The sequence below is a fragment of the Pseudomonas sp. UBT genome (assembly GCF_050915955.1).
GTDB classification, from domain to species: Bacteria; Pseudomonadota; Gammaproteobacteria; order Pseudomonadales; family Pseudomonadaceae; genus Aquipseudomonas; species Aquipseudomonas antarctica_A.
Map to the genome: position 1 here is coordinate 1326604 of NZ_CP168079.1, position 24871 is coordinate 1351474.

Annotated in this window: 18 protein-coding genes; 6 read left to right on the plus strand and 12 right to left on the minus strand. The window is 61.2% G+C overall.

Going from position 1 to position 24871, the window contains the following annotated elements; translation table 11 throughout:
- Nucleotides 1-80: 80 nt before the first annotated feature.
- Together ACDZ94_RS06140 and ACDZ94_RS06145 are read right to left on the minus strand one after the other, a co-directional pair.
- A complete protein-coding gene (locus tag ACDZ94_RS06140) occupies nt 81-437 on the minus strand; it encodes a YceK/YidQ family lipoprotein (RefSeq protein ID WP_064450365.1) in 357 nt (118 codons plus the stop codon).
- A gap of 65 nt (nt 438-502) precedes the next feature.
- Nucleotides 503-838 carry a YceK/YidQ family lipoprotein gene (locus ACDZ94_RS06145; protein WP_064454844.1) on the minus strand — a complete coding sequence of 112 codons (336 nt, stop codon included), beginning with the start codon at nt 836-838 and terminating at the stop codon, nt 503-505.
- Between the two features lie 172 nt (nt 839-1010).
- Between ACDZ94_RS06145 and ACDZ94_RS06150 the strand changes: the two genes are divergently transcribed.
- The gene (locus ACDZ94_RS06150; RefSeq protein WP_432751205.1) at nt 1011-3113 is read left to right on the plus strand and encodes a TonB-dependent receptor family protein; all 2103 of its coding nucleotides are present in this window, start codon (nt 1011-1013) and stop codon (nt 3111-3113) included.
- A gap of 96 nt (nt 3114-3209) precedes the next feature.
- Here the strand turns inward: ACDZ94_RS06150 and ACDZ94_RS06155 are convergent, their stop codons facing one another.
- The 8 genes from ACDZ94_RS06155 to glnE all read right to left on the minus strand — a co-directional run bounded on the left by ACDZ94_RS06155 (nt 3210) and on the right by glnE (nt 13294).
- Complete coding sequence (locus ACDZ94_RS06155) at nt 3210-4661, minus strand: lipopolysaccharide kinase InaA family protein (RefSeq protein ID WP_064450363.1); 1452 nt, start codon at nt 4659-4661, stop codon at nt 3210-3212.
- Nucleotides 4661-5413 (minus strand): lipopolysaccharide kinase InaA family protein, encoded by a 753-nt coding sequence (locus tag ACDZ94_RS06160; RefSeq protein ID WP_064450362.1) that lies wholly within the window; start codon nt 5411-5413, stop codon nt 4661-4663. The genes ACDZ94_RS06155 and ACDZ94_RS06160 overlap by 1 nt, the downstream gene beginning before the upstream one ends.
- Nucleotides 5410-6144 carry a lipopolysaccharide kinase InaA family protein gene (locus ACDZ94_RS06165; protein WP_064450361.1) on the minus strand — a complete coding sequence of 245 codons (735 nt, stop codon included), beginning with the start codon at nt 6142-6144 and terminating at the stop codon, nt 5410-5412. Before ACDZ94_RS06165 ends, ACDZ94_RS06160 begins: the two co-directional genes overlap by 4 nt.
- Nucleotides 6144-6950, minus strand: a complete 807-nt coding sequence (rfaP, locus tag ACDZ94_RS06170) for a lipopolysaccharide core heptose(I) kinase RfaP (RefSeq protein ID WP_064450360.1) — start codon at nt 6948-6950, stop codon at nt 6144-6146. Before rfaP ends, ACDZ94_RS06165 begins: the two co-directional genes overlap by 1 nt.
- On the minus strand, nt 6947-8071 hold the full coding sequence (locus ACDZ94_RS06175) for a glycosyltransferase family 4 protein (RefSeq protein WP_221293760.1): 1125 nt from the start codon (nt 8069-8071) through the stop codon (nt 6947-6949). Before ACDZ94_RS06175 ends, rfaP begins: the two co-directional genes overlap by 4 nt.
- Nucleotides 8071-9132: a lipopolysaccharide heptosyltransferase I gene (gene waaC / locus ACDZ94_RS06180; protein WP_432751206.1), complete on the minus strand. Its 1062-nt coding sequence runs from the start codon at nt 9130-9132 to the stop codon at nt 8071-8073. The genes ACDZ94_RS06175 and waaC overlap by 1 nt, the downstream gene beginning before the upstream one ends.
- A gap of 1 nt (nt 9133) precedes the next feature.
- Nucleotides 9134-10168: a lipopolysaccharide heptosyltransferase II gene (gene waaF / locus ACDZ94_RS06185; protein WP_064450357.1), complete on the minus strand. Its 1035-nt coding sequence runs from the start codon at nt 10166-10168 to the stop codon at nt 9134-9136.
- Nucleotides 10169-10354: 186 nt separating this feature from the next.
- Nucleotides 10355-13294 carry a bifunctional [glutamate--ammonia ligase]-adenylyl-L-tyrosine phosphorylase/[glutamate--ammonia-ligase] adenylyltransferase gene (gene glnE / locus ACDZ94_RS06190; RefSeq protein WP_064450356.1) on the minus strand — a complete coding sequence of 980 codons (2940 nt, stop codon included), beginning with the start codon at nt 13292-13294 and terminating at the stop codon, nt 10355-10357.
- 383 nt (nt 13295-13677) lie between these two features.
- On the opposite strand from glnE, the gene aceE reads away from it, so the two are divergent.
- The 4 genes from aceE (at nt 13678) to msrA (ending at nt 21711) form a co-directional block, all read left to right on the plus strand.
- Nucleotides 13678-16323: a pyruvate dehydrogenase (acetyl-transferring), homodimeric type gene (aceE, locus tag ACDZ94_RS06195; protein WP_064450355.1), complete on the plus strand. Its 2646-nt coding sequence runs from the start codon at nt 13678-13680 to the stop codon at nt 16321-16323.
- A gap of 11 nt (nt 16324-16334) precedes the next feature.
- Nucleotides 16335-17981 (plus strand): dihydrolipoyllysine-residue acetyltransferase, encoded by a 1647-nt coding sequence (gene aceF, locus ACDZ94_RS06200; protein ID WP_432751207.1) that lies wholly within the window; start codon nt 16335-16337, stop codon nt 17979-17981.
- Nucleotides 17982-18297: 316 nt separating this feature from the next.
- On the plus strand, nt 18298-20991 hold the full coding sequence (locus ACDZ94_RS06205) for a putative bifunctional diguanylate cyclase/phosphodiesterase (protein WP_064450353.1): 2694 nt from the start codon (nt 18298-18300) through the stop codon (nt 20989-20991).
- A 72-nt stretch (nt 20992-21063) separates the two neighbouring features.
- Nucleotides 21064-21711: a peptide-methionine (S)-S-oxide reductase MsrA gene (gene msrA, locus ACDZ94_RS06210; protein WP_064450352.1), complete on the plus strand. Its 648-nt coding sequence runs from the start codon at nt 21064-21066 to the stop codon at nt 21709-21711.
- Between the two features lie 84 nt (nt 21712-21795).
- Here the strand turns inward: msrA and ACDZ94_RS06215 are convergent, their stop codons facing one another.
- The gene (locus ACDZ94_RS06215) at nt 21796-22632 is read right to left on the minus strand and encodes a 23S rRNA (adenine(2030)-N(6))-methyltransferase RlmJ (RefSeq protein ID WP_064450351.1); all 837 of its coding nucleotides are present in this window, start codon (nt 22630-22632) and stop codon (nt 21796-21798) included.
- 250 nt (nt 22633-22882) lie between these two features.
- Here ACDZ94_RS06215 and ACDZ94_RS06220 point away from each other — a divergent pair, with 250 nt between their 5' ends.
- A complete protein-coding gene (locus tag ACDZ94_RS06220) occupies nt 22883-24154 on the plus strand; it encodes an O-acetylhomoserine aminocarboxypropyltransferase/cysteine synthase family protein (RefSeq protein ID WP_432751208.1) in 1272 nt (423 codons plus the stop codon).
- Here ACDZ94_RS06220 and ACDZ94_RS06225 read toward each other — a convergent pair.
- Nucleotides 24140-24865: a DUF4123 domain-containing protein gene (locus tag ACDZ94_RS06225; protein ID WP_432751209.1), complete on the minus strand. Its 726-nt coding sequence runs from the start codon at nt 24863-24865 to the stop codon at nt 24140-24142. The two genes, ACDZ94_RS06220 and ACDZ94_RS06225, sit on opposite strands and share 15 nt — an antisense overlap.
- Between the last annotated feature and the right edge of the window lie 6 nt (nt 24866-24871).

Sequence of the window (24871 nt, forward strand, 5' to 3'; positions counted from 1 at the left end):
CGCCTGGGCGAGAAACAGCTAAAGGGCGGGATTATAACTTAAAAGCAGTAGGAAGCTGTTAGCGGCAACCGGCAAGCGGGCTACTGGTAGATCTCGATGCTGCCGTCTTTGCTCTGGCGGTAGATCGTGTAGGGCAACACCAGCGTGTCCGCCACGCCGGAGGCGAGCGCCTCGATGGCAATGATCGGGAAGGCATTGCCCGAACGGTCCGAGAAGCTTTGGTCGTTCAGGCTTTTGTCAGGCTTGGGCTCGCCGTTGAGTGTGCAAAAGCCGTAGATAACTCCGCTGTAGATACGCGGCACGTTTTCGCAGTGACTGCGTGATTCCTTGAGGTTCTGGCTGGCAACCGCGTCCGGGCGGAAGACGGTATTAATCGTTCCGCAGCCAGTGAGCAGTACGAGCGTTAGCGCCAATAGAATATTAGAAACACGGTTCACGGATGACTCCTTGTGTCTTGAACGGGCGAATGCGGACAACGCCGACGTGCTTATACCTGCCCCGCTCAAGAGCCGCCGGGGCGCCAATAGATACTGATATTGCCGTCACTCGCCTGTCGATAAATCGTATAGGGCAACACAACGGTGTCGGCAACGCCGGACACGGCAATGTCCAGCAACACGAAGGGTATCAATATACCGGTCGGGTCAGGTGCCGCATGCAGCGAGCAAAAATCAAAGGCCACCCCACTGTAAACACGGGGTATGGATTGGCAATAGGTTTTTATGAGCCTGAGTTCACGCGCGGTGTCACCGTCTTTGCGAATAACGCTGTTCACGGTTCCACAACCGCTCAACAGCAATGCAGCAACGCCCAGTGCAACCGTAATGTTTACTGTCAAAGTGCGGCCCTCACAAACGGTCAGCCACACTATCACCGGGGTATCGGCCCACCCAACCCGGCGCGCCGACAACTTACGTGAGAAAAATCCGAAATGGTAAAAATTGACCAAGTCACTAAACTCGCGCCCTTTTGCGCGTTTATGTCCTATGCGCCACAGATCCCGGCTGACCATGAAAACCTTTGCCCGCCTCACCTCGTTGCTGCCCTGCCTGCTTGCCCTGAGCGATACCACCCTGGCCGATGATGCACCACTGATCCTCGACCCCAGCGTCGTCACCGGCTCGCGCAGCGCCAACCCGACCTTTGACCTGCCCTACTCGGTCGACAGCATCAGCCGCGAACAGATCAGCGACGGTCAACTCGGCATCAACGCCTCCGAAGTCCTGTCCCGCGTGCCCGGGCTGGTGGTACAGAACCGTCAGAACTATGCGCAGGACCTGCAGATCTCCTCACGCGGCTTCGGCGCGCGCTCGGCGTTTGGCGTACGCGGCATCAAGCTGATTGCCGACGGCATCCCCGCCAGCACCCCGGACGGCCAGGGCCAGGCGGCCACGTTCAACCTCGATACCGCCGAGCGCATCGAAGTCCTGCGCGGTCCGGCAGCCACCTTGTATGGCAGCAATGCCGGCGGGGTCATCCAGATGTTTTCCCGCGACGGCGAAGGCCCGCCACGCATCGGCGCTGAAACCCTGGTGGGCAGCGACGGCCTGAACAAAAACCACCTGACCGCCGAAGGCGCGGCGAACGGCGCCGGTTTCGTGCTCGATGCCTCGCGCATGGACACCGACGGCTACCGCGACCACAGCAGCGCCCGCCGTGACCAGACGTTTGCCAAGCTTAACTTCCAGCCGGATGACGACAGCAAGCTGGCGCTGATCTACAGCAGCCTGGAGCAGAACGGCACGCAGGACCCGCTGGGGCAAACCTGGGCGGCGTACAAGGCCGACCCGCGTTCGGTAGCGCCGGCCGCGTTGCAATACAACACGCGAAAAAGCATCGACCATCAGCAATTAGGCATGAATTACGAGCGCTACATCGGTGATGCGACGCTGCAGGTGAATGCCTATACCGGGCAGCGCAGTGTGATTCAGTACTTGTCGATTCCGGACAAATTCGCCAGTGGCGCACTCAACCCGGCAAACGCTCGCGGCGGCGTAGTGGCTTTCGACCGCAAATTCTACGGCGGCTCGGTCCACTGGCTGCAACCCATCACCAGCGCCCCCGGCGACCTGACCCTGATCGCCGGCCTTGATTACGACCGCAGCCAGGATGATCGCCAAGGCTATTCCAACACCCTCAACGGTGTGCACGGCGTCAAAGGCGCGTTGGGCCGCGATGAAATCGACACCGCCACCAGCCTTGACCCGTTTGTGCAAGCCAACTGGCTGCTGGGCGACTGGACCCTGCAGGCAGGTCTGCGTCACAGCACCATGAAGATGGATGTGGACGACCGCTTCCTGAGTGACGGCAATGACAGCGGCAGCAAGACTTATCAGAAGAACACGCCATCGGTCAGCGTGATGTATGCCTTCACGCCCGACCTGCACGGTTACGTAAGCGCGGGCAAAGGTTTCGAAACTCCAACCCAGGCGGAGTCCGCGTATTCCAGCACTTCAAACGGCTTCAACTTCGCGCTCAAGCCGTCGGTCAGCAAGCAAATTGAAGTCGGCCTGAAGGCACGCATTGGCCAGGACACACGCCTGAATGCCGCCGTATTCCAGATCACGACTGAAGACGAGCTGGTCGTGCAACAATCCAGCGGCGGTCGTACCACCTATCAAAACGCTGGCCGCACCCTGCGCCGCGGTTTCGAACTGGGCATCGAAAGCCAGCTGTCGGATCAGTGGAGCACGCACCTCGCCTACACCCGCCTGCAAGCCACTTACGACAGCGACTTCGTCAGCGGCGGCAACACGGCCATCAACAAAGGCAACTACCTCCCCGGCGTGCCGCAAACCACGCTGTTTGCCGAGCTGAACTGGAAACCCCGCGACTGGGTCAGCAGCGCCCTTGAAGGCATGTACCGCAGCAAGGTCTACGTCGAAGACACCAACCAACAACACGCCGCGCCGGGCTACAGCGTGTTCAATTGGCGCGCACGCTTCGAGCAGAAGGTGGAGCACTGGACCTTCCACCAGACGCTGCGCCTGGATAACTTGCTGGATCGCCAGTACGTCGGCTCGGTGATTGTCGGTGACGGCAACTTCCGTTATTACGAAGCGGCGCCGGGGCGGTCGTGGTATGCGGGTGCGGGGGCTGAATACCAGTTTTGATCAGGTCATGTAGCGCCTGAGCGGCCGCCTTCGCGGGCAAGCCCGCTCCCACACTTGACCGCGTTTACACATCAAAATGTGGGGGGCGGGCCGGCTTTAACCGGCGACGCCGATCTCTCGGGGCAAACGCTGGTCGATCATCTGGTACAGGGCGCTGCTCTCAGGCCAGTTGCGCATAAACCGCGCGCGGTCCTTGGCAAATGCCGGGGCGAAGCTAGCGTTGCTGCGGTGCTGGCACATGGCATCGAGGTCAATCAGCGCCCAGCGATCCTCGGCCCAGAACAGGTTATGGCCTTTGAAATCGCCATGGCTGATGCGCTCACGAATCAGCTCGGCAAACAGATGATCCAGGGCCAGCAGTTCGTTTTCGGGCGCATCACCGTTCTCAACATACGGGGCGAAGCGCTCGATGATGTCCGGCCCCGGCAAGTATTCGGTGACCAGATAAGCCCGGCTGCGCAGCCAGAAAAAGCGCTTTTCCAGCACGGCCAGCGGCTTGGGTGTGGCGATCCCCAGAAAGGCCAGGCGGTTGCCTTCTCGCCAGGAGTGCCAGGCACGACTGGGGCGCCAGAAACGCTTGAGCCAATGGGCGAATCCCTTGATGTTGTAGCGCTTGATCACCAGCGGCCGACCGGCCACTTCGACCTTGGCGACAGTGGCCGCACCACCGGTTTTGTACAGGTGGCCCTGGTCAAGCAAGGCATCGGCCTGTTCCAGCACCGGCAGCATCGCAGGCTCTTCCTCGCGCCGAATCGCACGCAAGGCAAAGGCGCCACGCACCACGCTGAACAGCGTGCATTCACGGCCGACCTTGTTCAGAAAGTCCTTCAAGCGCCAGGCACTGACCTTGCGCACCTGTTTCTCCAGGGCTTGCAGCGGCAACGCGTGCTCGCCGTTGCTCAGCAGGTAGTACACCAGCAACTCTTCGGTGAACGGCTCAAGGTTTTTCGGCAACTGGGCGAAAAACACCCCGAGGTTTTCCAGCACCCGAGTGCGCGACAGCGGCTTGCCCGCCTCTTCGACGCGAATCCCGGCACCGTCAATCAGGTACAGCTTGCCGTCCTGGCGCAGCAGGTTGTCCAGGTGCAGGTCTTCCTGCCACAAGCCTTTGCTGTGCATCTGCGCGATCGCCGCCAACGCCTCGGCGAGCACGGCGGTCTGTGCGTCCGCCAACGGCGGCAAACCTTCGACCGCCTGCCAAGCATCGGCGAGGCTTTCGGCGCCTTCAATAAAGTCGAACAGCAGCCAGCCGCCCTCACCTTCCTGCAAACCATCGGCCAGCAGCTGCGGCGTGGTCAGGCCTTGCTCAGCCAGCAGGCGTACGCCGCCGAGTTCGCGCTGAAAATGCCGTGCCGCCTTGTTGCCCACCAATAATTTGGCCAGCACCGTGCGACCGCGCCACACGCCTGCGCCCACATAGCGCTCGCCTGGCAATACGCGCAGCAGGCTGAGCAGTTGCAGTTGCCCGGGGCCGGCAGCATCCGCCAGCTCGATGGTCAGCGGAAGGTCAGGCGTGCGACCGGCTTTTTTCAGCTCGGACAAACGCATCAGCGCTTCTCCTTGTGACTGCGACGAGCCGTCAGGCGCTCGAACCAGGCGGTGGTCAGCGAGCTGTCTTCAGGTTGATCAAGATAGGCCGCCAGCAATTGCCGCACGTGGGCATCCGACCACTGCGGCGCGCGCCGCAACAGCGGCTCCAGGTCCTTGACCCGGTCGCGCCTGCCGAACAGCAACGGGCGGGTTTTCTCCAGGTCGATCAACTGCGCGGCATACCCTGTGCCTGTGGCCTGCAGGAAAATGTGCTTGGGGTAAAAACAGCCATGCACCTGACCCACGCTGTGCAGGTGTCGCGCCAGCTGACCGCACGCCAGCAAGATCGCACGGTGCTGGGCGTCCGTCAGTTGCGGCCACTGCTCCAGCAATGAATCCAGGTCGTTCCAACCGTCCAGGGCACGGGTCAGCAACATCGCGCGGTGCTCGCCATTGACCTTGCGCTCACCGAAAAACGCTGCCTGCAACGCCGGAATACCGCGCTCGCGATAACGGCTGATGTTACGGAATTCGCGGGCAAACGTCGGCTCGCCCAACGGTTTGCTGAGGGTGCGTGTCAGGTAATTGCTCTGGCGCTTGAGGTAGTAGCCCTGACCTTCAAGCTCCAGGCGAAACACGCTGCTCCACCCCCCATCGCTGGTATTGGGCTCATCCACCGCGTCCAGTTGCCTGGCCCACAGGGCATCGAAGTCAGCCAGGCCGTTGCGCTCAAGCAGAGCGCGATCTTCGGCCGCCAGGAAATCACTCATTCGCGCCCCTCGAAAAACTTCACCACGTGGCGAATCCGCTGTTTGTCCGACGCCGTCAGGTGCGGGCGTTGGCGGTATTGCAGGTAGAAGCGCAGGCGCTGGGTAGCCGACAAGTGATACTTGGCGACTTTGTCCAGGCAGGCCAGGTCTTTGGTAATACGGTACTTGAGCCAGAACCCGCGCCAGAAATCACCGTTGGGGCAATCGATCAGGTACAGGGTCTGATGATCGTCGACCAACAGGTTGCGCCACTTCAAATCGTTATGGGTGAAGCGATGCTCGTGCATGGTGCGGGTGTATTCGGCAAGCTGGCGACTGACCACGCTGACCCACTTGGGGTCTTTCAAACAGGCATCGTTGCGATCAGCCAGCACCGACAAGTCGGCGGTTCTCGGCAGCTCGCGGGTGATCATCGCACCCCGGGCATAGGCCAGGCCCTTGCGCTCCAGGCCCCAGGCCACCACGTCGGCGGTAGGAATTCCCCACCTGGCGAAGCGCTTGAGGTTCTGCCATTCGGACTTCACTCGCGGCTTGCCCAGGTAGCGGCGCAGGCCTTTACCGGCACCGACGTAACGCTTGACGTAGAAATTCACCCCGCCGCGCTCTACGCGGATCACTTCCGACAACGGGTCGCGTGTCAGCTGCTCGCCCTGCAGCGCAAACACCGCCTCAAGGCTGCCGAAATCATCCGCAAGTGCGGCGTAAGCAGGTTCCAGGTTCCAACCCGCCATCAGAGCGCGTCCCCGTAGCGTTGTTTTCGTGCATAAAGCTTGTCGGCCTTGGCTTGCAGCCACTGCAGCAAGGGGCTTTCTTCGGCCAGGATCTGGCGCAGCGGCTGCTGGAAGTAGCCCTTGAGAAAGCGCAACTTGTCGCGACGCGTGAGGCCGATGTCCAGCGCCGAAAAATACAGCGCGGCCAAGTCTTTGTCGCGCCAGCGATGGCTGATTTTGTCGCGGGTCTGGGCGCGGTGCAGGTCGATCACTGACAGCTTGAAGTGATCGAAGGTGACCGGCGTATCCGTGTGCAGCAGGAAGTGGCAGATGTAGCAGTCGCGATGGTTGACCCCACCGCGATGCATCATGCCGGTCATGCGCGCCACTTCAGCGATCAGCGCGCGCTTGAGGCGCGGCTCGGGGGGCTGTTTGGCCCAGTTGATGCTGAAATCTTCGAGGCTGACAGTAGGCGCCAACTCTTCGGTGATGATGAACGAGTGCTGGTCGGCCGGGTTGCTGCCGCGCTCGCCGTAGGCCACGGCGGTCATGGTGGGCACGCCGATTTCCTGCAGGCGCTCGATGGCCTGCCACTCCTGGCCCGCGCCCAGCACCGGCAGCTTGGCGGTGACCAGGTTCTTGACGATCTCGCCCCAGCCGATGCCACGGTGGATCTTCACAAAATAACCACGGCCATCTACTTCGGTACGCAAGGTGCGACGCGCTTCGAGCTCACGGTACACCTCGCCTTGCAGCCGCTCGACTTCGGCGAAGGCATCGCGCCCGGCCCAGAGGGTCTTGAACGGCTCGGCAAGCATCAACTTCATCGTTTTGGCTCCGCCAGAATCACATCCGCCGCGTGCTGCGGCATGCTGTAGAGGTCGGCCGTCTCGGCGAAGGCCAACCCATTGCGGCCCCAGGCCGCGCGCTGTGCAGTGTCGGTGAGCATTCGCGCCAGATACTGGTTGAGCTGCGCCTGTTCAAAAGGTTCATCCAGCACCAGGCCGCTGTCGGCTTCGGCGATGTAATGGGCATACCCACACACGGCCGAGACCAGCACCGGCAACCCGGCCACCAGGGCTTCGAGCAACACAGTGCCGGTGTTTTCGTTGTACGCCGGGTGGATCAACAGGTCGGCACCCAGCAGGAAACGCGGAATATCGCTGCGGCCCTTGAGGAACTGCACGTTATCGCCCAGCCCCAATGTGGCGCTCTGCAGTTGGAATACTTTGGGGTCGTCCTGGCCAATTACAAACAGGCGCGTGCGTTTTTTTAGTTCTGCCGGCAAGGCGGCCACGGCCTTGAGGCTGCGATCGACGCCCTTGGTCTTGAAGCCGGAGCCGATTTGCACCAACAGCAGGTCGTCCTCGCGCAGGTTGAATTCCTTGCGGAAACCTTCGCGAATCTCGGCGGCGTTCGGCGGTGCCCGGCGATCCTGGGCAATGCCCGGTGGCAACAGGTGGAAGCGCTCCAGCGGGGTGTCGTAATGCTTGATGAACAGCGGCTGCTGCACTTCGGAGATCATCAAGACTTCGGTCTTGGCATCCTTGGCGAACACCGCACGCTCGTACTCGGCAAAGTGCTTATAGCGGCCAAAGCTGCGGTACAGCGAGTGGCGCAGGTTTTGCGCCTTGTCTTCAAAACAGCCATCGGCGGCGTAGTAAACGTCCAGGCCAGGCATTTTGTTGAAACCGATCAGGCGATCCACCGGGCGCTTGGCCAGGTCGGCTTCCATCCAGGCGCTGAGTTTCTCATTGCGCCGATGATTGAAGATCGCCTTGACCGGCGCCACCAGCACTTCGAAACCCGGCGGAATGTCGCCTTCCCAGATCAACGTGTAGACACGAATCTGGTGGCCGCGCTGCTGGCACTCCAGGGCGATACGCATGAAGTCGCGCTGCAGGCCACCGAAGGGGAAATATTTGTACAGAACAAAAGCCAGTTGCATCAGTGCAGCTCCTCAGCCAGTAACAACGTGCTCAGTCGGCTTGCCACACGCTCAGGGTTCAAGCGCGTGAAGCACAGGGGCGACTCACGTTTGATGTCGAACCGACGCAAATCGTCGGCCGTTGGTTGATAGGTACAGTGCTTTTGCAGGCATGGCGCACAGGGGAAGTCGCTGGCCAGATGAATCTGGCCCTTGCCGTAAGCGCCGGTCAGGCCGGGGTTGGTGGGGCCGAACAGGGAGATGGTCGGCACGTCCAATGCGGCGGCCAAATGGCCGAGGCCGGTGTCCACCGCCACACAGGCGCGGGCGCCGGCTAGCACACGGGCGACGCCGGCCAGGTTCAGCTTGGGCAACACTTCGGCGTTTTGCAGGCCTTGCGCCAGGCGCTCGGCACGGGCTTTTTCGTCGGCATTGCCCCACGGCAACTTCACGTCCACACTCAGGCGACCCATGCGTTCGGCCAGCTCGCGCCAATAGGCTTCGGGCCAGTGCTTGGTGTCCCAAGTGGTGCCGTGCAGCAGCAGCACAAACGGTTTTTTCGGCGGCAGGCCGAGCAGCTTGTCGACGCTCAAGCCGTAATCGCCCAGACCTTTGGGCAAGTCATAGCCCAGCGCCACGGCAAACAACTGGCGCAAACGCTCCACCGCATGTTGCCCACGGGCCACGGCCAGGCGCCGCGAGTAGAAACGCGCGGCGATTGGCTCGCGGGCGGAGTGTTTATCGAAGCCCGCCACCGGGGCACGCACGTAGCGTGTCAGCCAGGCGCTTTTGAACAGGCCCTGGGCGTCGATCACCAAGTCGTATTTAGTCGACTGGACGCTCTGTTTGAAGCGTCGCCACTCGCCGCTCTTGAAGGTTTGCCAGATGTTTTTGCGCCAGCGGCGAATCGCCACCGGGATCACCTTGTCCACCGCCGGGTGCCAGGTAGGGATCTCGGCAAAGCCTTCTTCCACCACCCAATCAAAGCGAATGCCAGGGATTGCCCGCGCCGCGTCGGTCAGTGCCGGCAAGGCGTGGATCACGTCGCCCAGGGATGAGGTCTTGATTACCAGTACGCGCAAACTAACGGACCTCGACCACAGAGCCCTGCAACCGCTGCAAGGCATCGCTGACCGGTTGCGGCAGCAACTGGCGCAGGCAATTGTAGTGGCCGAAACGGCAGGTGCGCTCGAAACACGGGCTGCACTCCAGGCCCAGCCGCACCACTTCGACCTTATCGGCCAATGGTGGGGTGAAGCCTGGAGAGGTCGAGCCGTAAACGGCCACCAACGGGCGGTTCAACGCCGCCGCCACATGCATCAGGCCCGAGTCGTTGGACACCACCGCGTCGGCGCAGGACAACAGGTCGATGGCCTCGGCCAACGAGGTGTCGCCACTGAGATTCACGGCTTCTTCGCGCAGACCGGGAATCAGGCGTTGACGGATGTCTTCACCCACCGAATGATCGTTTTTCGAACCGAACAACCACACCTGCCAGCCTTCACGAATCTTCATTTCGGCGACTTTGGCGTAATGCTCCGACGGCCAGCGCTTGGACTCGCCAAACTCGGCGCCAGGGCAAAGCGCCAGCACCGGACGGTCGAGCATCAAGCCGAACTTGGCCAGTGCCGCGTCGCGTGTAACCGGGTCGATCTGCAGGCTCGGGCGCGGGTAAGGTGTCGGCAACTCGGCACCGGGCTCGTAGGCCAGGGCCATGAAACGCTCGATCATCAGCGGGTAACGCGCCTTGTCGAGGGTGCGCACGTCATTGAGCAGCACGTAGCGAAACTCGCCGCGCCAGCCGGTACGTTTAGGGATGCCGGCAAAGTACGGCACCAGCGCCGATTTCAGCGAGTTGGGCAGCAGGATCGCTTGGTCGTACTGGCCGAGCATGGATTTGCCGATGCGCCGGCGCGTCGCCAGTTCGAGTGCGCCGTGACCGAGCGGGAAGCTCAAGGCCTTGCGCACCTCGGGCATGCGCTCGAGGATCGGCCGGCTCCACTCAGGGGCGAGCACGTCGATTTGGCAGTCGGGATGACGCTGTTTCAGGCACTGGAACAGTGTCTGCGCCATCACCATGTCACCGACCCAACTGGGCCCAACGATCAGAATATTCATGTAGTTTCCACAAACGATGCGGGGAGGCTTATGCCTCCCCGCCTCAATAATTACTGCCAGTCGCGGTGGGCCTGGGAACCGCTTTGTGCGGGAGCTGGCTTGCCTGCGATGGCATCGCCTCGGTAGGCCTGCTACACCGAGTCGCTTGCATCGCAGGCAAGCCAGCTCCCACATATCAGTCGAGTATCAGCTTAACCCCAGCGCTTGCCAGATTCGCATCACCTGGCGCCGTTCGTCGGCGAACTGATCCCCGGCCACTGTGCCCGCCTCGTTTTGCAAGGCCTGGCGGTGCGCGGCGGAACGGTAGGCCTTATACACCTCGCGCAGCAGATGGGCATCGGCGGCGGGCATCAGCCCAACCTGCTCCAGGCCTTCCAGAATGCGGATATTGTCGGTGTAGCGCAGCAACGATGGATGTTGCGCAGACCACGCCAAAGCGGCGTATTGCACCATAAATTCAATATCGACGATACCTCCGGCGTCCTGCTTGAGGTCGAACGCCGCCGTGGGCTCGAAGGCATTGGCGCCGGTACCGGCCGCCGTGGTCCGGGTGCCCAGGTTATCGCGCATCTTGGCGCGCATCTCGCTGACCTCCTGGCGCAGTTTCGCCAAGTCCCGTTCACGCCCCAGCACCTTGGCGCGTACTTGTTCGAACGCATGGCCCACATCCTGGCTGCCCACCAGCACCCGAGCGCGGATCAGGGCCTGATGCTCCCAGGTCCAGGCTTCATTTTCCTGATAGCGCTCAAACGCCCCCAGCGAACTCACCAGCAAACCGGACGCGCCCGAAGGCCGCAGGCGCATGTCCACTTCATACAACTGGCCCGAGTTGGTCTGGGTCGTCAGCAGGTGAATGATGCGCTGGCCTAAACGCGTAAAAAACTGCGCGCCGTCAATCGGCTTGGCACCGTCGGTTTCCGCCTGCGGGTCACCGTCGTGGATAAACACCAGGTCCAGGTCCGAACCATGCCCCAATTCGATCCCGCCGACTTTGCCGTAACCGACAATGATAAACCCAGGATCGCATAGGCTGCCGTCCACCCGCTGCGGCGAGCCGTGGCGCGCCACGGTCTGGCGCCAGGCCAGGGCCAGCACTTGTTCGAGGATGGCCTCGGCGAGCCAGGTCAGGTAATCGCTGACTTTCATCAGCGGCAGGCTGCCGGCGATTTCCGAAGCCGCGACACGCAGGCGGTGGGCCAGTTTGAAGTGGCGCAGGGCTTCCATTTGCTGCTCAAGGTCATCCTCGGGAATGCGCGTGAGGCGCTCGCGCAGCTCTGCGGCGAGTTCCGGCGCCAACGGCGGCTTGAACAGGCGGCCTTCGTTGAGCAGTTCGTCGAGCAGGAGCGGGAAGCGGGTGATTTGTTCGGCGATCCACGGGCTGGCGGCGCACAGGGTCAACAGCCGGCGCAGGGCGTCGGGGTTTTCGGTCAGCAGCACGAGGTAGGCCGAACGGCGGGCGACGGCCTCCACCAGCGGCAATACGCGTTCCAGTACCAAGTCCGGGTTGGCGTGCTCGACCGCCTGGGCCAGCAGGCGCGGAATGAAAGCATCCAGCCGTTCGCGGCCCAGGCGCTGCATGGCGCGCAATTGCGGGCTGCCACGCAGGCTGGCCAAGGCCTTGAGCGCTTTGGTCGCATCCGTAAAGCCACCTTCGGCTAATTGCCGGCACGCGGCCTCTTCGTCCTGGGACTCTTCCCACAGCGGCAACCACTCACCGCCCACAACCAATTCGCTTTCTTCGCCGTCTTCCTCGTCGGGATCAGCGATCACCTGGCGGAAATGCCAGTCCACACGGCTACGCCAATACATCAGGCGCTCATGGAATGCCGCCCAGTCGGCAAAGCCCAGCATAAAGGCAATACGCGCCTGGTCTTCCGGGCCGTCCGGGAGCATTTGCGTCTGCCGGTCGGCAATCGCCTGAATGGCGTGTTCGGTGTAACGCAAAAACTCGTAGCCATTGCGCAACTCGGCGATCACGGCTTGTGGCAGGTAGCCCTGGCCTTCCAGGGTCCCCAACACGTTGAGCAACGGCCTCTGTTGCAGGCTCAGGTCGCGGCCACCATGGATCAGTTGGAACGCCTGCGCGATAAACTCCACCTCGCGGATGCCGCCCGAGCCCAGCTTGATGTTGTCGGCCATGCCTTTGCGCCGCACTTCCTGCTGGATCAACTGCTTCATGGTGCGCAGCGCTTCAATGGCGGAAAAATCCAGGTAACGCCGATAGACGAAGGGGCGCAGCATGTCGAGCAACTGCGCACCGGCAACCTGGTCACCGGCCACTACCCGCGCCTTGATCATGGCGTAGCGCTCCCAGTCGCGGCCCTGATCCTGATAGTACTGTTCCAGCGCATTGAAACTGAGCACCAACGCGCCGGCCGAGCCGTATGGCCGCAGGCGCATGTCGACACGGAATACAAAACCGTCGACGGTCATCGGGTCGAGGGCCTTGATCAATTTTTGACCAAGGCGAATGAAAAACTCCTGGTTATCCAGCGCGCGCTTCACGCCCACCGTCTCGCCGCCTTCGGGGTAGGCGAAGATCAGGTCGATATCGGAAGACAGGTTCAGCTCCACCGCACCGAGCTTGCCCATGCCGAGGATGACCATGTGCTGAGCTTCGCCGCTGCGCCGGCCGGTAGGTGTGCCGAACTGTACGCAGTGGCGCTGATACAGCCACTGGTAGGCCTGGTCGATGCAAGCGTCAGCCATGTCGGAGAGGTCGCGACAGGTTTGCACCAAGTCCGCTTGTCGGGTCAGGTCGCGCCAGATGATGCGCACTTGTTGGCGCGTGCGCTGGCGGCGCAATACACGGCCCAGTTCATCTTCTGTTTCGGCCTGTTGCGCAGCGCCAGCGATCTGGCCGCACAGTTCGCCGGGCGCGAAACCCCGGTCCAACTCGCCCCAGGCCACCAGCTCGAGCAACATCAAAGGGTCACGAACGCTCTGTTCAATGACGAAATCACTGGCGGCGCACACCCGGGCAAAGTCGGCCCACCGTTGCGGCGTCCACGCAGAAAGGCCATGATCGTCGTCCAGCGCGGCCACTGCGTCACGAAATGACTGCTCGGCCCGGCTGGCGTAAGGCAACAGAATGGCCGGTAATTCGGCGAGTGTTGGAAGGCTCATGGTCTATCCTTGATCGGCGCGTAAATGGCTTGTTGCTGTGAACGCAAGAACCACGCTCGGTGAAGGACTGTCGAACAAAGGTTATAAATAGCTGAAATTAAATTAATCTTGGCAGGCAACATCAAACTTTCACCTTTTCTTGTTCGCAAAAGATCAACAATAACGATTATGCTCACCAGCCAGACCGAGCAATCCGCTCAGTCTTGTGTAGTTTTACTACTCGTATATACATTCGAAAGGCTGAAATGGCCGACGATTTGTAGTAAAACTACAGGACGCCGAAGCAACCTTCGGCCATCCAAGAATTTATGTCGTCTGCCCACAAGGCCAGTCGCAAACTTCAGGCAACCGATTCTGGTAGCCTTTCCGCCCTGGAGCAAGCCATGCAAGACCTCGATCCCGTCGAAACCCAGGAATGGCTGGACGCCCTGGAATCGGTTCTCGACAAAGAAGGCGAAGACCGTGCTCACTATTTGATGACCCGTATGGGCGAACTCGCGACCCGCAGCGGCTCGCAACTGCCTTACGCCATCACTACGCCATACCGCAACACCATCCCCGTTACCCACGAAGCACGCATGCCTGGCGACCTGTTCATGGAACGCCGCATTCGCTCGCTGGTACGTTGGAACGCCATGGCGATGGTAATGCGCACGAACTTGAAAGATTCTGACCTGGGCGGTCACATCTCCAGCTTCGCTTCCAGCGCAACCCTGTATGACATTGGCTTCAACTACTTCTTCCAGGCCCCGACCGACGAACACGGCGGCGACCTGATCTACTTCCAGGGCCACACCTCGCCAGGCGTTTACGCCCGTGCGTTCATGGAAGGCCGCATCACCGAAGAACACATGAACAACTTCCGCCAGGAAGTGGACGGTAACGGCCTGTCGTCGTACCCGCACCCTTGGCTGATGCCTGATTTCTGGCAGTTCCCGACCGTTTCCATGGGCCTTGGCCCGATCCAGGCGATCTACCAGGCACGCTTCATGAAGTACCTGGAAGCCCGTGGCTTCATCCCTGAAGGCAAGCAGAAAGTCTGGTGCTTCCTGGGCGACGGCGAGTGTGACGAGCCGGAATCCCTGGGCGCCATCTCCCTGGCCGGCCGCGAGAAGCTGGACAACCTGATCTTCGTCATCAACTGCAACCTGCAGCGCCTCGACGGCCCGGTTCGCGGCAACGGCAAGATCATCCAGGAACTCGAAGGCGTGTTCCGCGGTGCTCAGTGGAACGTGACCAAAGTCATCTGGGGCCGTTTCTGGGACCCACTGCTGGCCAAAGACGTCGACGGTATCCTGCAACGTCGCATGGACGAAGTCATCGACGGCGAGTACCAGAACTACAAAGCCAAAGACGGCGCGTTCGTGCGTGAACACTTCTTCAACACGCCTGAACTCAAGGCGATGGTTGCAGACCTGTCCGACGACGAGATCTGGAAACTCAACCGTGGCGGCCACGACCCGTACAAGGTCTACGCGGCGTACCACGAAGCGGTCAACCACAAAGAACAACCGACCGTCATCCTGGCCAAGACCATCAAGGGTTATGGCACCGGTGCCGGCGAAGCGAAAAACACTGCGCACAACACCAAGAAAGTTGATGTTGAAAGCCTGAAGCTGTTCCGCGACCGCTTCGACATCCCGGTCAAGGACGAAGAGCTGGAGAACCTGCCGTTCTTCAAGCCGGAGCCAAACAGCGCCGAAGCCCGCTACCTCAGCGAGCGTCGCACTGCACTGGGCGGTTTCGTGCCACAGCGCCGCGCCAAGAGCTTCGACATTCCTACACCGCCGCTGGATACCCTCAAGGCTATCCTGGACGGCTCGGGCGACCGTGAAATCTCCACCACCATGGCCTTCGTGCGAATCCTCGCGCAACTGGTCAAGGACAAGGAAATCGGCTCGCGTATCGTCCCGATCATCCCGGACGAAGCCCGTACCTTCGGTATGGAAGGCATGTTCCGTCAGTTGGGCATCTACTCCTCCGTCGGCCAGCTCTACGAGCCAGTCGATAAAGACCAGGTGATGTTCTACAAGGAAGACAAGAAGGGCCAGATCCTCGAAGAAGGCATCAACGAAGCGGGCGCCATGAGCTCCTTCATCGCTGCCGGTACTTCTTACTCCAGCCACAACCAGCCGATGCTGCCGTTCTACATCTTCTACTCGATGTTCGGTTTCCAGCGTATCGGCGACCTGGCATGGGCAGCAGGCGACAGCCGTACCCGTGGCTTCCTGATCGGCGGTACTGCCGGGCGGACCACGCTGAACGGCGAAGGCCTGCAACACGAAGACGGTCACAGCCACATCCTGGCTGCCACCATCCCGAACTGCCGCACCTTTGATCCAACCTACGGCTATGAGCTGGCGGTGATCATCCAGGACGGCATGAAGAAGATGACCGAACAGCAGCAGGACGTTTTCTACTACATCACCGTGATGAACGAGTCCTACCAGCAGCCAGCCATGCCGGCCGGTGTCGAGGAAGGCATCATCAAGGGCATGTACCTGCTCGAAGAAGACACCAAGGAAGCGGCGCACCACGTGCAGCTGATGGGCTCCGGCACCATCCTGCGTGAAGTCCGTGAAGCGGCGAAGATCCTGCGTGAAGAGTTCAACGTCGGCGCTGACGTGTGGAGCGTTACCAGCTTCAACGAACTGCGTCGCGATGGCCTGGCGGTCGAGCGTAACAACCGCCTGCACCCAGGTCAGAAGCCTGCGAAGAGCTATGTCGAAGAGTGCCTGACTGGCCGTAAAGGTCCGGTGATCGCCTCTACCGACTACATGAAACTGTTTGCTGAACAAATTCGCCAATGGGTCCCGTCCAAGGAATTCAAAGTCCTGGGCACCGACGGTTTCGGCCGCAGTGACAGCCGCAAGAAGCTGCGTCACTTCTTCGAAGTCGACCGTCATTTCGTGGTGTTGGCAGCCCTGGAAGCCTTGGCTGACCGTGGTGAGATCGAACCCAAGGTGGTGGCTGACGCTATCGTCAAGTTCGGGATCAACCCGGAAAAACGCAACCCACTGGACTGCTGAGGAGATTTTTTGTGAGCGAACTCATTCGCGTACCTGACATCGGCAGCGGTGAAGGTGAAGTAATCGAGCTGTTTGTGAAGGTCGGCGACACCGTCGAAGCCGACCAGAGCATCCTGACCCTCGAATCGGACAAGGCGAGCATGGAAATCCCTGCTCCCAAGGCCGGCATGGTCAAGAGCCTGAAAGTGAAGCTGGGCGATCGCCTGAAAGAAGGCGACGAACTGCTGGAGCTGGAAATCGAAGGTGCCGCTGATGCGGCCCCTGCGGCAGCGCCTGCTGCCGCTGCTGCACCTGCACCGGCTGCTGAAAAGCCTGCCGCCGCCGAGGCTCCAGCCGCACCGGCTGCTGCACCGGCCGCTGCCACTGTTCAGGACATTCACGTGCCGGACATCGGTTCGTCGGGCAAGGCCAAGATCATCGAGCTGCTGGTCAAGGTCGGCGACACCGTCGAAGCCGACCAGTCGCTGATCACCCTGGAGTCCGACAAGGCCTCCATGGAAATCCCTTCGCCGGCTGCCGGCGTGGTGGAAAGCATTGCGGTCAAGCTGGAAGACGAAGTCGGCACTGGCGACTTCATCCTCAAGCTGAAAGTACAAGGCGCTGCTGCCCCGGCTGCTCCGGCACCGGCTGCCGCACCTGCGGCCAAAGCTGAAGCGGCTCCGGCCGCTGCCGCCCCTGCACCTGCTGCAAAAGCCGAGGCCGCACCGGCCCCTGCGGCTGCCGCACCTGCGCCAAGCGGTGCCAAAGTTCACGCCGGCCCTGCCGTGCGTCAACTGGCCCGTGAATTCGGCGTTGAGCTGAATGCCGTATCGGCCACTGGCCCTCACGGTCGTGTGCTGAAGGAAGACGTGCAGGTTTACGTCAAAGCCATGATGCAGAAGGCCAAGGAAGCTCCGGCTGCCGGCGGCGCTACTGGCGGTGCTGGCATTCCACCGATCCCGGTCGTGGACTTCAGCCGCTTCGGCGAAACCGAAGAAGTGCCGATGACCCGCCTGATGCAAATCGGCGCGTCGAGCCTGCACCGCAGCTGGCTGAACATTCCGCACGTGACCCAGTTCGACCAGGCCGACATCACCGACCTGGAAGCTTTCCGCGTTGCGCAGAAAGCCGTGGCCGAAAAAGCCGGCGTGAAACTGACCGTGCTGCCACTGCTGCTCAAGGCCTGTGCGCACCTGCTCAAGGAGCTGCCGGACTTCAACAGTTCGCTGGCGCCAAGCGGCAAGGCGATCATTCGCAAGAAATACGTGAACATTGGCTTTGCCGTCGACACCCCGGATGGCCTGCTGGTACCGGTCATCAAGAACGTCGACCAGAAGAGCCTGCTGCAACTCGCTGCCGAAGCAGCTGCGCTGGCTGCCAAGGCCCGCGACAAGAAGCTCACCGCAGACGACATGCAGGGCGCGTGCTTCACCATCTCCAGCCTCGGTCACATTGGCGGCACTGGCTTCACGCCAATCGTCAACGCGCCGGAAGTGGCGATCCTGGGTGTTTCCAAGGCCACTATCCAGCCTGTATGGGACGGTAAAGCGTTCCAGCCGAAGCTGATGTTGCCGCTGTCGTTGTCCTACGATCACCGTGTGATCAACGGCGCTGCCGCTGCACGTTTCACGCAGCGTTTGAGCCAACTGCTGAACGACATCCGCACCATCCTGCTGTAAGCATCAACGGGCCTCCCTTTCACCGGGGAGGCCTGCTGCACCGATTTCCGAGCGCCACGCTCGTACCTCAACCCCGCCAATTGGCGGGGCTTTTTTTCGCCTGCTTTTTTGTCGGCGCGAGAGGTGTCGCGCCTGCGTCAATACGCCACCCATCACCCCGATTGCAGAAACCGCTCTCGCGGCCGATAACAGCCTTATAGCACTTAGCCTTCATCCTCTCTTGTCAGTGCGTGCTGCATGATGCAACCTTGCCGCAGGCGACAGTAAAGAGGGCGTGAGCCCGGCGCAGTGCGCATTTTTCCAAGCGAGTTCCCCCATGAAAAGCCAACCCGATGTCGCCCGTATGGCGGCCGAGGTAGTGACGCAGTTACCGGTGCCTTCGCGCCTCGGTATGCTGCGTTTCGAGCGGCTTAATGAGGCAAGCTGGGCCTTGCTGTACCTCGACCCCAATTGCGAGCGCCAATTCGGCCTGCCGGCGGTCGAACTGTGCGCGTTGGTCGGCACCCCCTACGCCAGCCTGATGGAACCTCAGGCGCGCTATCAACTGCACGACGCGATCCAGCAGCAACTGACCCAGAGTCCGCATTACCTGGTGCGCTACACCCTGCACACCAGCGACGGCCCCCTGAGCCTGTTGGAAATGGGCGAGGCTTACAAACAACACAATCGTCACCTGGTGCGCGGCTACCTGATGGTGGTCGACGGGCTGTTCAGCGAAATCCCCGCCCCCGCGCCAACCGCCGACCTGGAAAACCAGAACAGCCGCCTGCAGATCGCACTGGAGCTCAATCAGCGCGCCCAACAGGAACAGTTGCAGCACCTGGAACGGGTGCGCGCTCAACAGGAGCTGATCCTGCTGCTGGCACGCCAGCGCTACACCACACCCAACTCGCTGCAAGAAGCCGCCGAGCTGATCACCCGCAGTGCGTGCGACATCTACCAGATCGACTGCGCGAGTATCTGGAACCTTGAGGGCCAGCGCCTGGTGCCGATCTCGGCCTACCACCGCGCCGACCAACAGCATCATCTGCCCGAAGCGATCGACGCCAGTGGTTTCCCGGACTATCTGGAAGCCCTGCATTCGAGCCGCGCGATCGACGCCACCCATGCGATGCGTGACCCACGCACCCGGGAAATGGCCGAGAGCCTGCGCGCCAAGGATATACACGCGATGCTCGACGCGAGCATCCGCGTTGATGGCCAAGTCATCGGCGTGCTGTGCCTGGAACAGAGCGGCAGCTCACGCGCCTGGCAGGCCGATGAGATCGCCTTTGCCGGCGAGCTGGCAGACCAGTTCGCGCAAGTGATCAACAACCACAACCGCCGCACCGCCACCAGCGCGCTGCACCTGTTCCAGCGTGCGGTTGAGCAAAGCGCCAACGCGTTTTTGCTGGTCAACTGTGACGGCGTGGTGGAGTACGTCAACCCGAGCTTTACCGCAATCACCCAGTACAGCGCCGAAGAAGTCCATGGCCACCGCCTGGCGCAATTGCCGGCCCTGGAAAATCTCAGCGAACTGCTATTCGACGCGCCGTCGAGCCTGGCCAAGAGCAACAGCTGGCAGGGTGAATTCAAGAGCCGGCGCAAAAACCTGGAACCCTACTGGGGCCAGCTGTCGATCTCCAAGGTGTATGGGGACAACCGTGAGCTGACCCACTACATCGGCATCTACGAAGACATCACCCAGACCAAGCTGGCCCAGCAACGCATTGAACGCCTGGCGTACACCGACAACCTGACCAACCTGGGCAACCGCCCGGCGTTTATCCGCAACCTTGATGAACGCTTTGCCCGCGACAGCGACAGCCCGATCAGCCTGCTGCTGGTAGACATCGATAACTTCAAGCGGATCAACGACAGCCTCGGCCACCAGACCGGCGACAAGCTGCTGATCAGCCTGGCCCGCCGCCTGCGCAACAGCCTGAGTGCCGGTGGCAGCCTGGCGCGGTTTGCCAGTAACGAGTTTGCGGTGTTGCTTGACGACGCTGATCTGGAGAGTGGCCAACTGGTCGCCAGCCAGTTGTTGGCAACCCTCGACAAGCCGATGTTCGTCGACAACCAGTTGATCAGTGTCACCGGCTCCGTGGGCCTGGCTTGCGCGCCATTACACGGCCGTGACCCGCAGACCCTGATGCGTAACGCCGGGCTCGCCCTGCACAAGGCCAAGGCCAACGGCAAGCACCAGGTGCAGGTGTTTACCGAGGCCCTGAATGCCGAGGCCAGTTACAAGCTGTTCGTCGAAAACAACCTGCGCCGCGCCCTGACCCAGAACGAGCTGGACGTGTTCTACCAGCCCAAGCTGTGCCTGCGCAGCGGCCGCTTGCTGGGCATGGAAGCGCTGTTACGCTGGAACCATCCGGAAAAGGGCATGATCCGCCCCGATCAATTTATCAGCGTGGCGGAAGAGACCGGCCTGATCATTCCTATAGGCAAATGGATCGCGCGCCAGGCCTGTCGTATGAGCAAGCAGTTGAGCGCCGCCGGCATGGGTAATTTGCAGGTGGCGATCAACTTGTCGCCCAAGCAATTCTCCGACCCGGACCTGGTGGCGTCGATCGCCACGATCCTCAAGGAGGAACAGCTGCCGGCCAATCTGCTGGAGCTGGAGCTGACCGAAGGCTTGCTGCTGGAAGCCACCGAAGACACGCGCCTGCAGCTGGATCAATTGAAGAGCTTTGGCCTGACCCTGGCCATGGACGACTTCGGTACCGGCTACTCGTCGCTGAGCTATTTGAAAAAATTCCCCATCGACATCATCAAGATCGATCGCAGCTTTATCCACGAAATCCCGGATAATCAGGACGACATGGAAATCACCTCGGCGGTGATCGCCATGGCCCACAACCTCAAGCTCAAGGTGGTGGCCGAAGGCGTCGAAACCTGCGAGCAACTGGCGTTCCTGCGCCGGCACCGCTGCGATGTGGGCCAGGGCTACCTGTTCGACCGGCCGATCCCCGGTGCAGAGCTGCTGGAGAAGCTTAAACGCTATCCTCGCGGGCCAATCGCCTGACAGCGCTGTAACACTCGGGCACACTGGCTGTCTGTCTTATTACATAACTCAATCTGACTGAGAGGACTGATCATGGTCTTGCGCTCGGAAATTCTGGTGAACAAAAACGTGCTGCCTACTCAAGAACAAGCTTTGCCTGGCCGTGAAACGCCGATGAATCTGCCGGAAATGCATTTCGTCAACGGCAACCCATTGCTGGGCCCATTTGTCGACAACGTAGAGTTCGCGATTTTCGGCCTGGGTTGCTTCTGGGGCGCGGAGCGCAAATTCTGGCAGCGCGACGGCGTGGTCAGCACCGTCGTCGGGTACGCCGGCGGCTACACGCCGAACCCGACGTACGAAGAAGTCTGCTCGGGCCTGACCGGCCACAGCGAAGTGGTACTGGTGGTGTTTGACCAAGACAAGATCAGCTATGAAGAACTGCTGAAAATGTTCTGGGAACTGCACAACCCCACCCAAGGGATGCGCCAGGGCAATGACATCGGCAGCCAATACCGTTCGGTGATCTACGCGGTCAAACCTGAACATCTGGAGGCGGCGAAGGCCAGCGCCCAGGCGTATCAGAGTGAGCTGACCAAGGCCGGGCTGGGCACCATCACCACAGAAATCGACGAAGCGCCGACGGTGTATTTCGCCGAGGCGTACCACCAGCAGTACCTGGCGAAGAATCCGCAGGGCTATTGCGGCATCGGTGGCACAGGCGTGACGTGCCCGATCTAAGGATCGAAGCCGCAAGTTTCAAGCTACAAGCTGCAAGTGATGGGTTTTACTTGTAGCTTGTAGCTTGTAGCTTGTAGCTCATAACTACTCAGCGATGAGCCAATCCATCTGCCACCCACCCTGGGTCTGGCCAAGCTTCTTGGACAGCCACGGCAGCAACTCACGCAATTCCTCCTCCAACCCCCACGGCGGATTGGCAATCGCCAGGCCCGAGCCGTTCAGGGTATTGGGCGTGTCCAGCGGATGCACCAGCAACTCCACCCGCAGTAACTTCGGCGCACCAGTGCCAGCCAGGTCCTGGTAGAAGCGGCGCAACATGCGCTGGTCCTTGACCGGATACCAGATCGCCGCAACGGTCTGGCGCATACGGCTGACCGCCTCCTTGAGGGACGCCGCGCAGCGCTGCATTTCATCGAGTTGCTCAAACGGCGGGTCAATCAGCATCAGTGCGCGTTTCTCCGGCACCGGTAACAGCGCACGCGGTACATGCCAGCCCTCGCCCAGGTGCACTTTGACCCGGCGATCACCTTTCATGTTGTCCTTGAGCAGCACGCCGTCTTCCGGGTGCTTCTCATTGAGCAACACACGGTCCTGGGGCCGCGTGAGGCGGCGCGCCAGCTCCGGCGAGCCCGGGTAGTAACGCAACTGGCCATCCGGGTTCATTTCGTGCAGCACGCGCATGTAGTCGGCGGTCAGCGGCGGCAGATCGCTTTCACCCCACAGACGCGCGATGCCTTCCAGGTATTCACCGGTGCGGTTGGCCTGGTCGCCCTGCAAGTCGTACAGACCTATCCCGGCGTGGGTGTCGAGGTAGGCGAACGGCTGTTCCTTGCGCGACATCAGGGCGATGAGGCGGGTCAAGGTCAGGTGTTTGAAGACATCGGCGTGGTTGCCGGCGTGAAAGGCGTGACGATAATTCATGGTTGCTCCTGCGCAGGGGGCGAAGTTTACCTTCAACAGGGGCAAAGGTGCAGGGCTGCGTGTCGGGCGGTGCTTATGTCACGAACACAGGCACACCGCAGAAAACAGTCTAATCCCACCTATGGCAGCGGGCTTGCCCGCAATGCAAGTGACGCGGTATTACCCGTACACCGCGGTGATGCCATCGCCGGCAAGCCAGTTCCCACAGTGTTCGGGGGCACCCATGAATCCAAGGAGGTCTATAACAATCATGAAAGACGCCACTATTGCACTGCATCACGGCTTCAAATCGGACCCGACCACCAAGGCTGTCGCTGTGCCGATCTACCAGAACGTCGCCTTCGAATTCGATAACGCCCAACATGGCGCCGACCTCTTTAACCTGGACGTACCCGGCAACATCTACACGCGAATCATGAACCCTACCAACGATGTGCTGGAACAGCGTCTCGCCGCGCTTGAAGGCGGCATTGCGGCCCTGGCCGTTTCGGCCGGCAGCGCGGCGATCCACTACGCGATCCAGACCCGCGCCGGTGACAATATCGTCACCACCCCGCAACTCTATGGCGGCACCTACACCCTGTTCGCCCACCTGCTGCCGAGTTTTGGCGTCGATGTGCGTTTCGCCCGCAACGACTCTGCCGAAGCCATCGCCGAACTGATCGACGACAACACCAAGCTGGTGTACTGCGAAAGCATCGGTAACCCGGCCGGCAATATCATCGACATTGAAGCCCTGGCGGAAGTCGCCCACGCCCGGGGCGTCCCGTTGATGGTGGACAACACCGTGGCCACGCCAATCCTGTGCAAGCCGATCCAGTTCGGTGCCGACATCGTGGTGCACTCAGTGACGAAATACGTCGGCGGCCATGGCAACTCATTGGGCGGCGTAATCGTCGACAGCGGCACCTTCCCCTGGTCCCAATACCCGGAGAAATTTCCCGGCCTCAACCAACCCGAGCCGGCCTACCACGGCGTGGTCTACACCGAAAAATTCGGCCCTGCCGCCTTCATCGCCCGCGCCCGTACCGTGCCGTTGCGCAATACCGGCGCAGCCCTCGCACCGATGAACGCGTTCCTTTTGCTGCAAGGTCTGGAAACCCTGGCCCTGCGCATGGAGCGCCATACCGAGAACGCGCTGAAAGTCGCGCAATTCCTGCAAGGCCACACCGAGGTGGAATGGGTCAGCTACGCCGGGTTGCCGGAGCACCCGCACCACGCACTGGCGCAAAAATACATGCAGGGCAAACCCTCGGCGATCCTGTCCTTTGGCTTAAAGGGCGGCTATGACGCTGGCGTGCGCTTCTACGACGCCCTGCAAATCTTCAAACGCCTGGTGAATATCGGCGACGCCAAATCACTGGCCTGCCACCCCGCGTCCACGACTCACCGACAGATGAACGAGCAGGAACAGGCCAAGGCAGGCGTGAAGCCGGAGATGATTCGCCTGTCAGTGGGCATCGAGGCGATTGAGGACCTGATCGAAGACCTGCAGCAGGCATTGGGTTCAACTCAACGCTGAGGCGAGGTCATCGGCCAGCGCTTCATGGCTGATGTCCGGCCTGCGCGCGAAGTAGGCGACCTTGTGCCGCAAGGTCGCCGGCTTAAAGGCGGTGTACAGGTCAGGGCGCTGTTCCTCGAGCCATTGCAGCAGGTTATCGATCAGCACGTGGGGCGATCGCGCTGCCAGGTGTTCCAGCAACGATTCCGGCACTCGCCACCAAGGGCTGGCTTTGGCGGCGGTGACGGGCCCAGTCGCAACGGTCAGCGGTTGGCCATTGATCAGATACCGCTGGAACACCGGCAATACGCTCCCCGTCTCGTTACCCAGGCTGCGCACAATCGGTAGAAACTGCGCAGCATCCCAGAAGCGCAAAAACACTGCCTGGTCATTGTGCGCAAACACCTTGGTCAAGCTTTGCAGGTGCGCGAGCACTGTTACAGGCGGGCTGGATGAAACCGCCAGCCAGCCCCAATCCATTGATTCGGTGGTTGCGACCCAGTCGAGGAAGGGACTGCCGGGCTCGATGAGCCCAACATAAGGCATTACCTCGCTCCACTGCGCGTAGGCTGTGCCTGCCCAGATCGCCCGGGGCGGCACGCCGGCAGCCATGGTTTGCCAAGCGGCAAAGGGCTTGGCGTCGCTGGTTCCGCTCAGCACCACAAACATCTGCTCATTGGGTAGCAAAGGGCATTGAGCCAGCCAAGCGCGTGGCGCCAAAGCGTGACGCATAAGGGC

Bases quoted from the DNA above. Each gene is read 5' to 3' on its own strand.
- aceE (WP_064450355.1), top strand. From the start codon at position 13,678: ATGCAAGACCTCGATCCCGTCGAAACCCAGGAATGGCTGGACGCCCTG.
- ACDZ94_RS06225 (WP_432751209.1), bottom strand. From the start codon at position 24,865: ATGCGTCACGCTTTGGCGCCACGCGCTTGGCTGGCTCAATGCCCTTTG.
- glnE (WP_064450356.1), bottom strand. From the start codon at position 13,294: ATGAGCCTTCCAACACTCGCCGAATTACCGGCCATTCTGTTGCCTTAC.
- ACDZ94_RS06160 (WP_064450362.1), bottom strand. From the start codon at position 5,413: ATGAGTGATTTCCTGGCGGCCGAAGATCGCGCTCTGCTTGAGCGCAAC.
- ACDZ94_RS06220 (WP_432751208.1), top strand. From the start codon at position 22,883: ATGAAAGACGCCACTATTGCACTGCATCACGGCTTCAAATCGGACCCG.
- ACDZ94_RS06165 (WP_064450361.1), bottom strand. From the start codon at position 6,144: ATGGCGGGTTGGAACCTGGAACCTGCTTACGCCGCACTTGCGGATGAT.
- msrA (WP_064450352.1), top strand. From the start codon at position 21,064: ATGGTCTTGCGCTCGGAAATTCTGGTGAACAAAAACGTGCTGCCTACT.
- waaF (WP_064450357.1), bottom strand. From the start codon at position 10,168: ATGAATATTCTGATCGTTGGGCCCAGTTGGGTCGGTGACATGGTGATG.
- ACDZ94_RS06215 (WP_064450351.1), bottom strand. From the start codon at position 22,632: ATGAATTATCGTCACGCCTTTCACGCCGGCAACCACGCCGATGTCTTC.
- ACDZ94_RS06175 (WP_221293760.1), bottom strand. From the start codon at position 8,071: ATGCAACTGGCTTTTGTTCTGTACAAATATTTCCCCTTCGGTGGCCTG.
- rfaP (WP_064450360.1), bottom strand. From the start codon at position 6,950: ATGAAGTTGATGCTTGCCGAGCCGTTCAAGACCCTCTGGGCCGGGCGC.
- ACDZ94_RS06150 (WP_432751205.1), top strand. From the start codon at position 1,011: ATGAAAACCTTTGCCCGCCTCACCTCGTTGCTGCCCTGCCTGCTTGCC.
- ACDZ94_RS06155 (WP_064450363.1), bottom strand. From the start codon at position 4,661: ATGCGTTTGTCCGAGCTGAAAAAAGCCGGTCGCACGCCTGACCTTCCG.
- ACDZ94_RS06205 (WP_064450353.1), top strand. From the start codon at position 18,298: ATGAAAAGCCAACCCGATGTCGCCCGTATGGCGGCCGAGGTAGTGACG.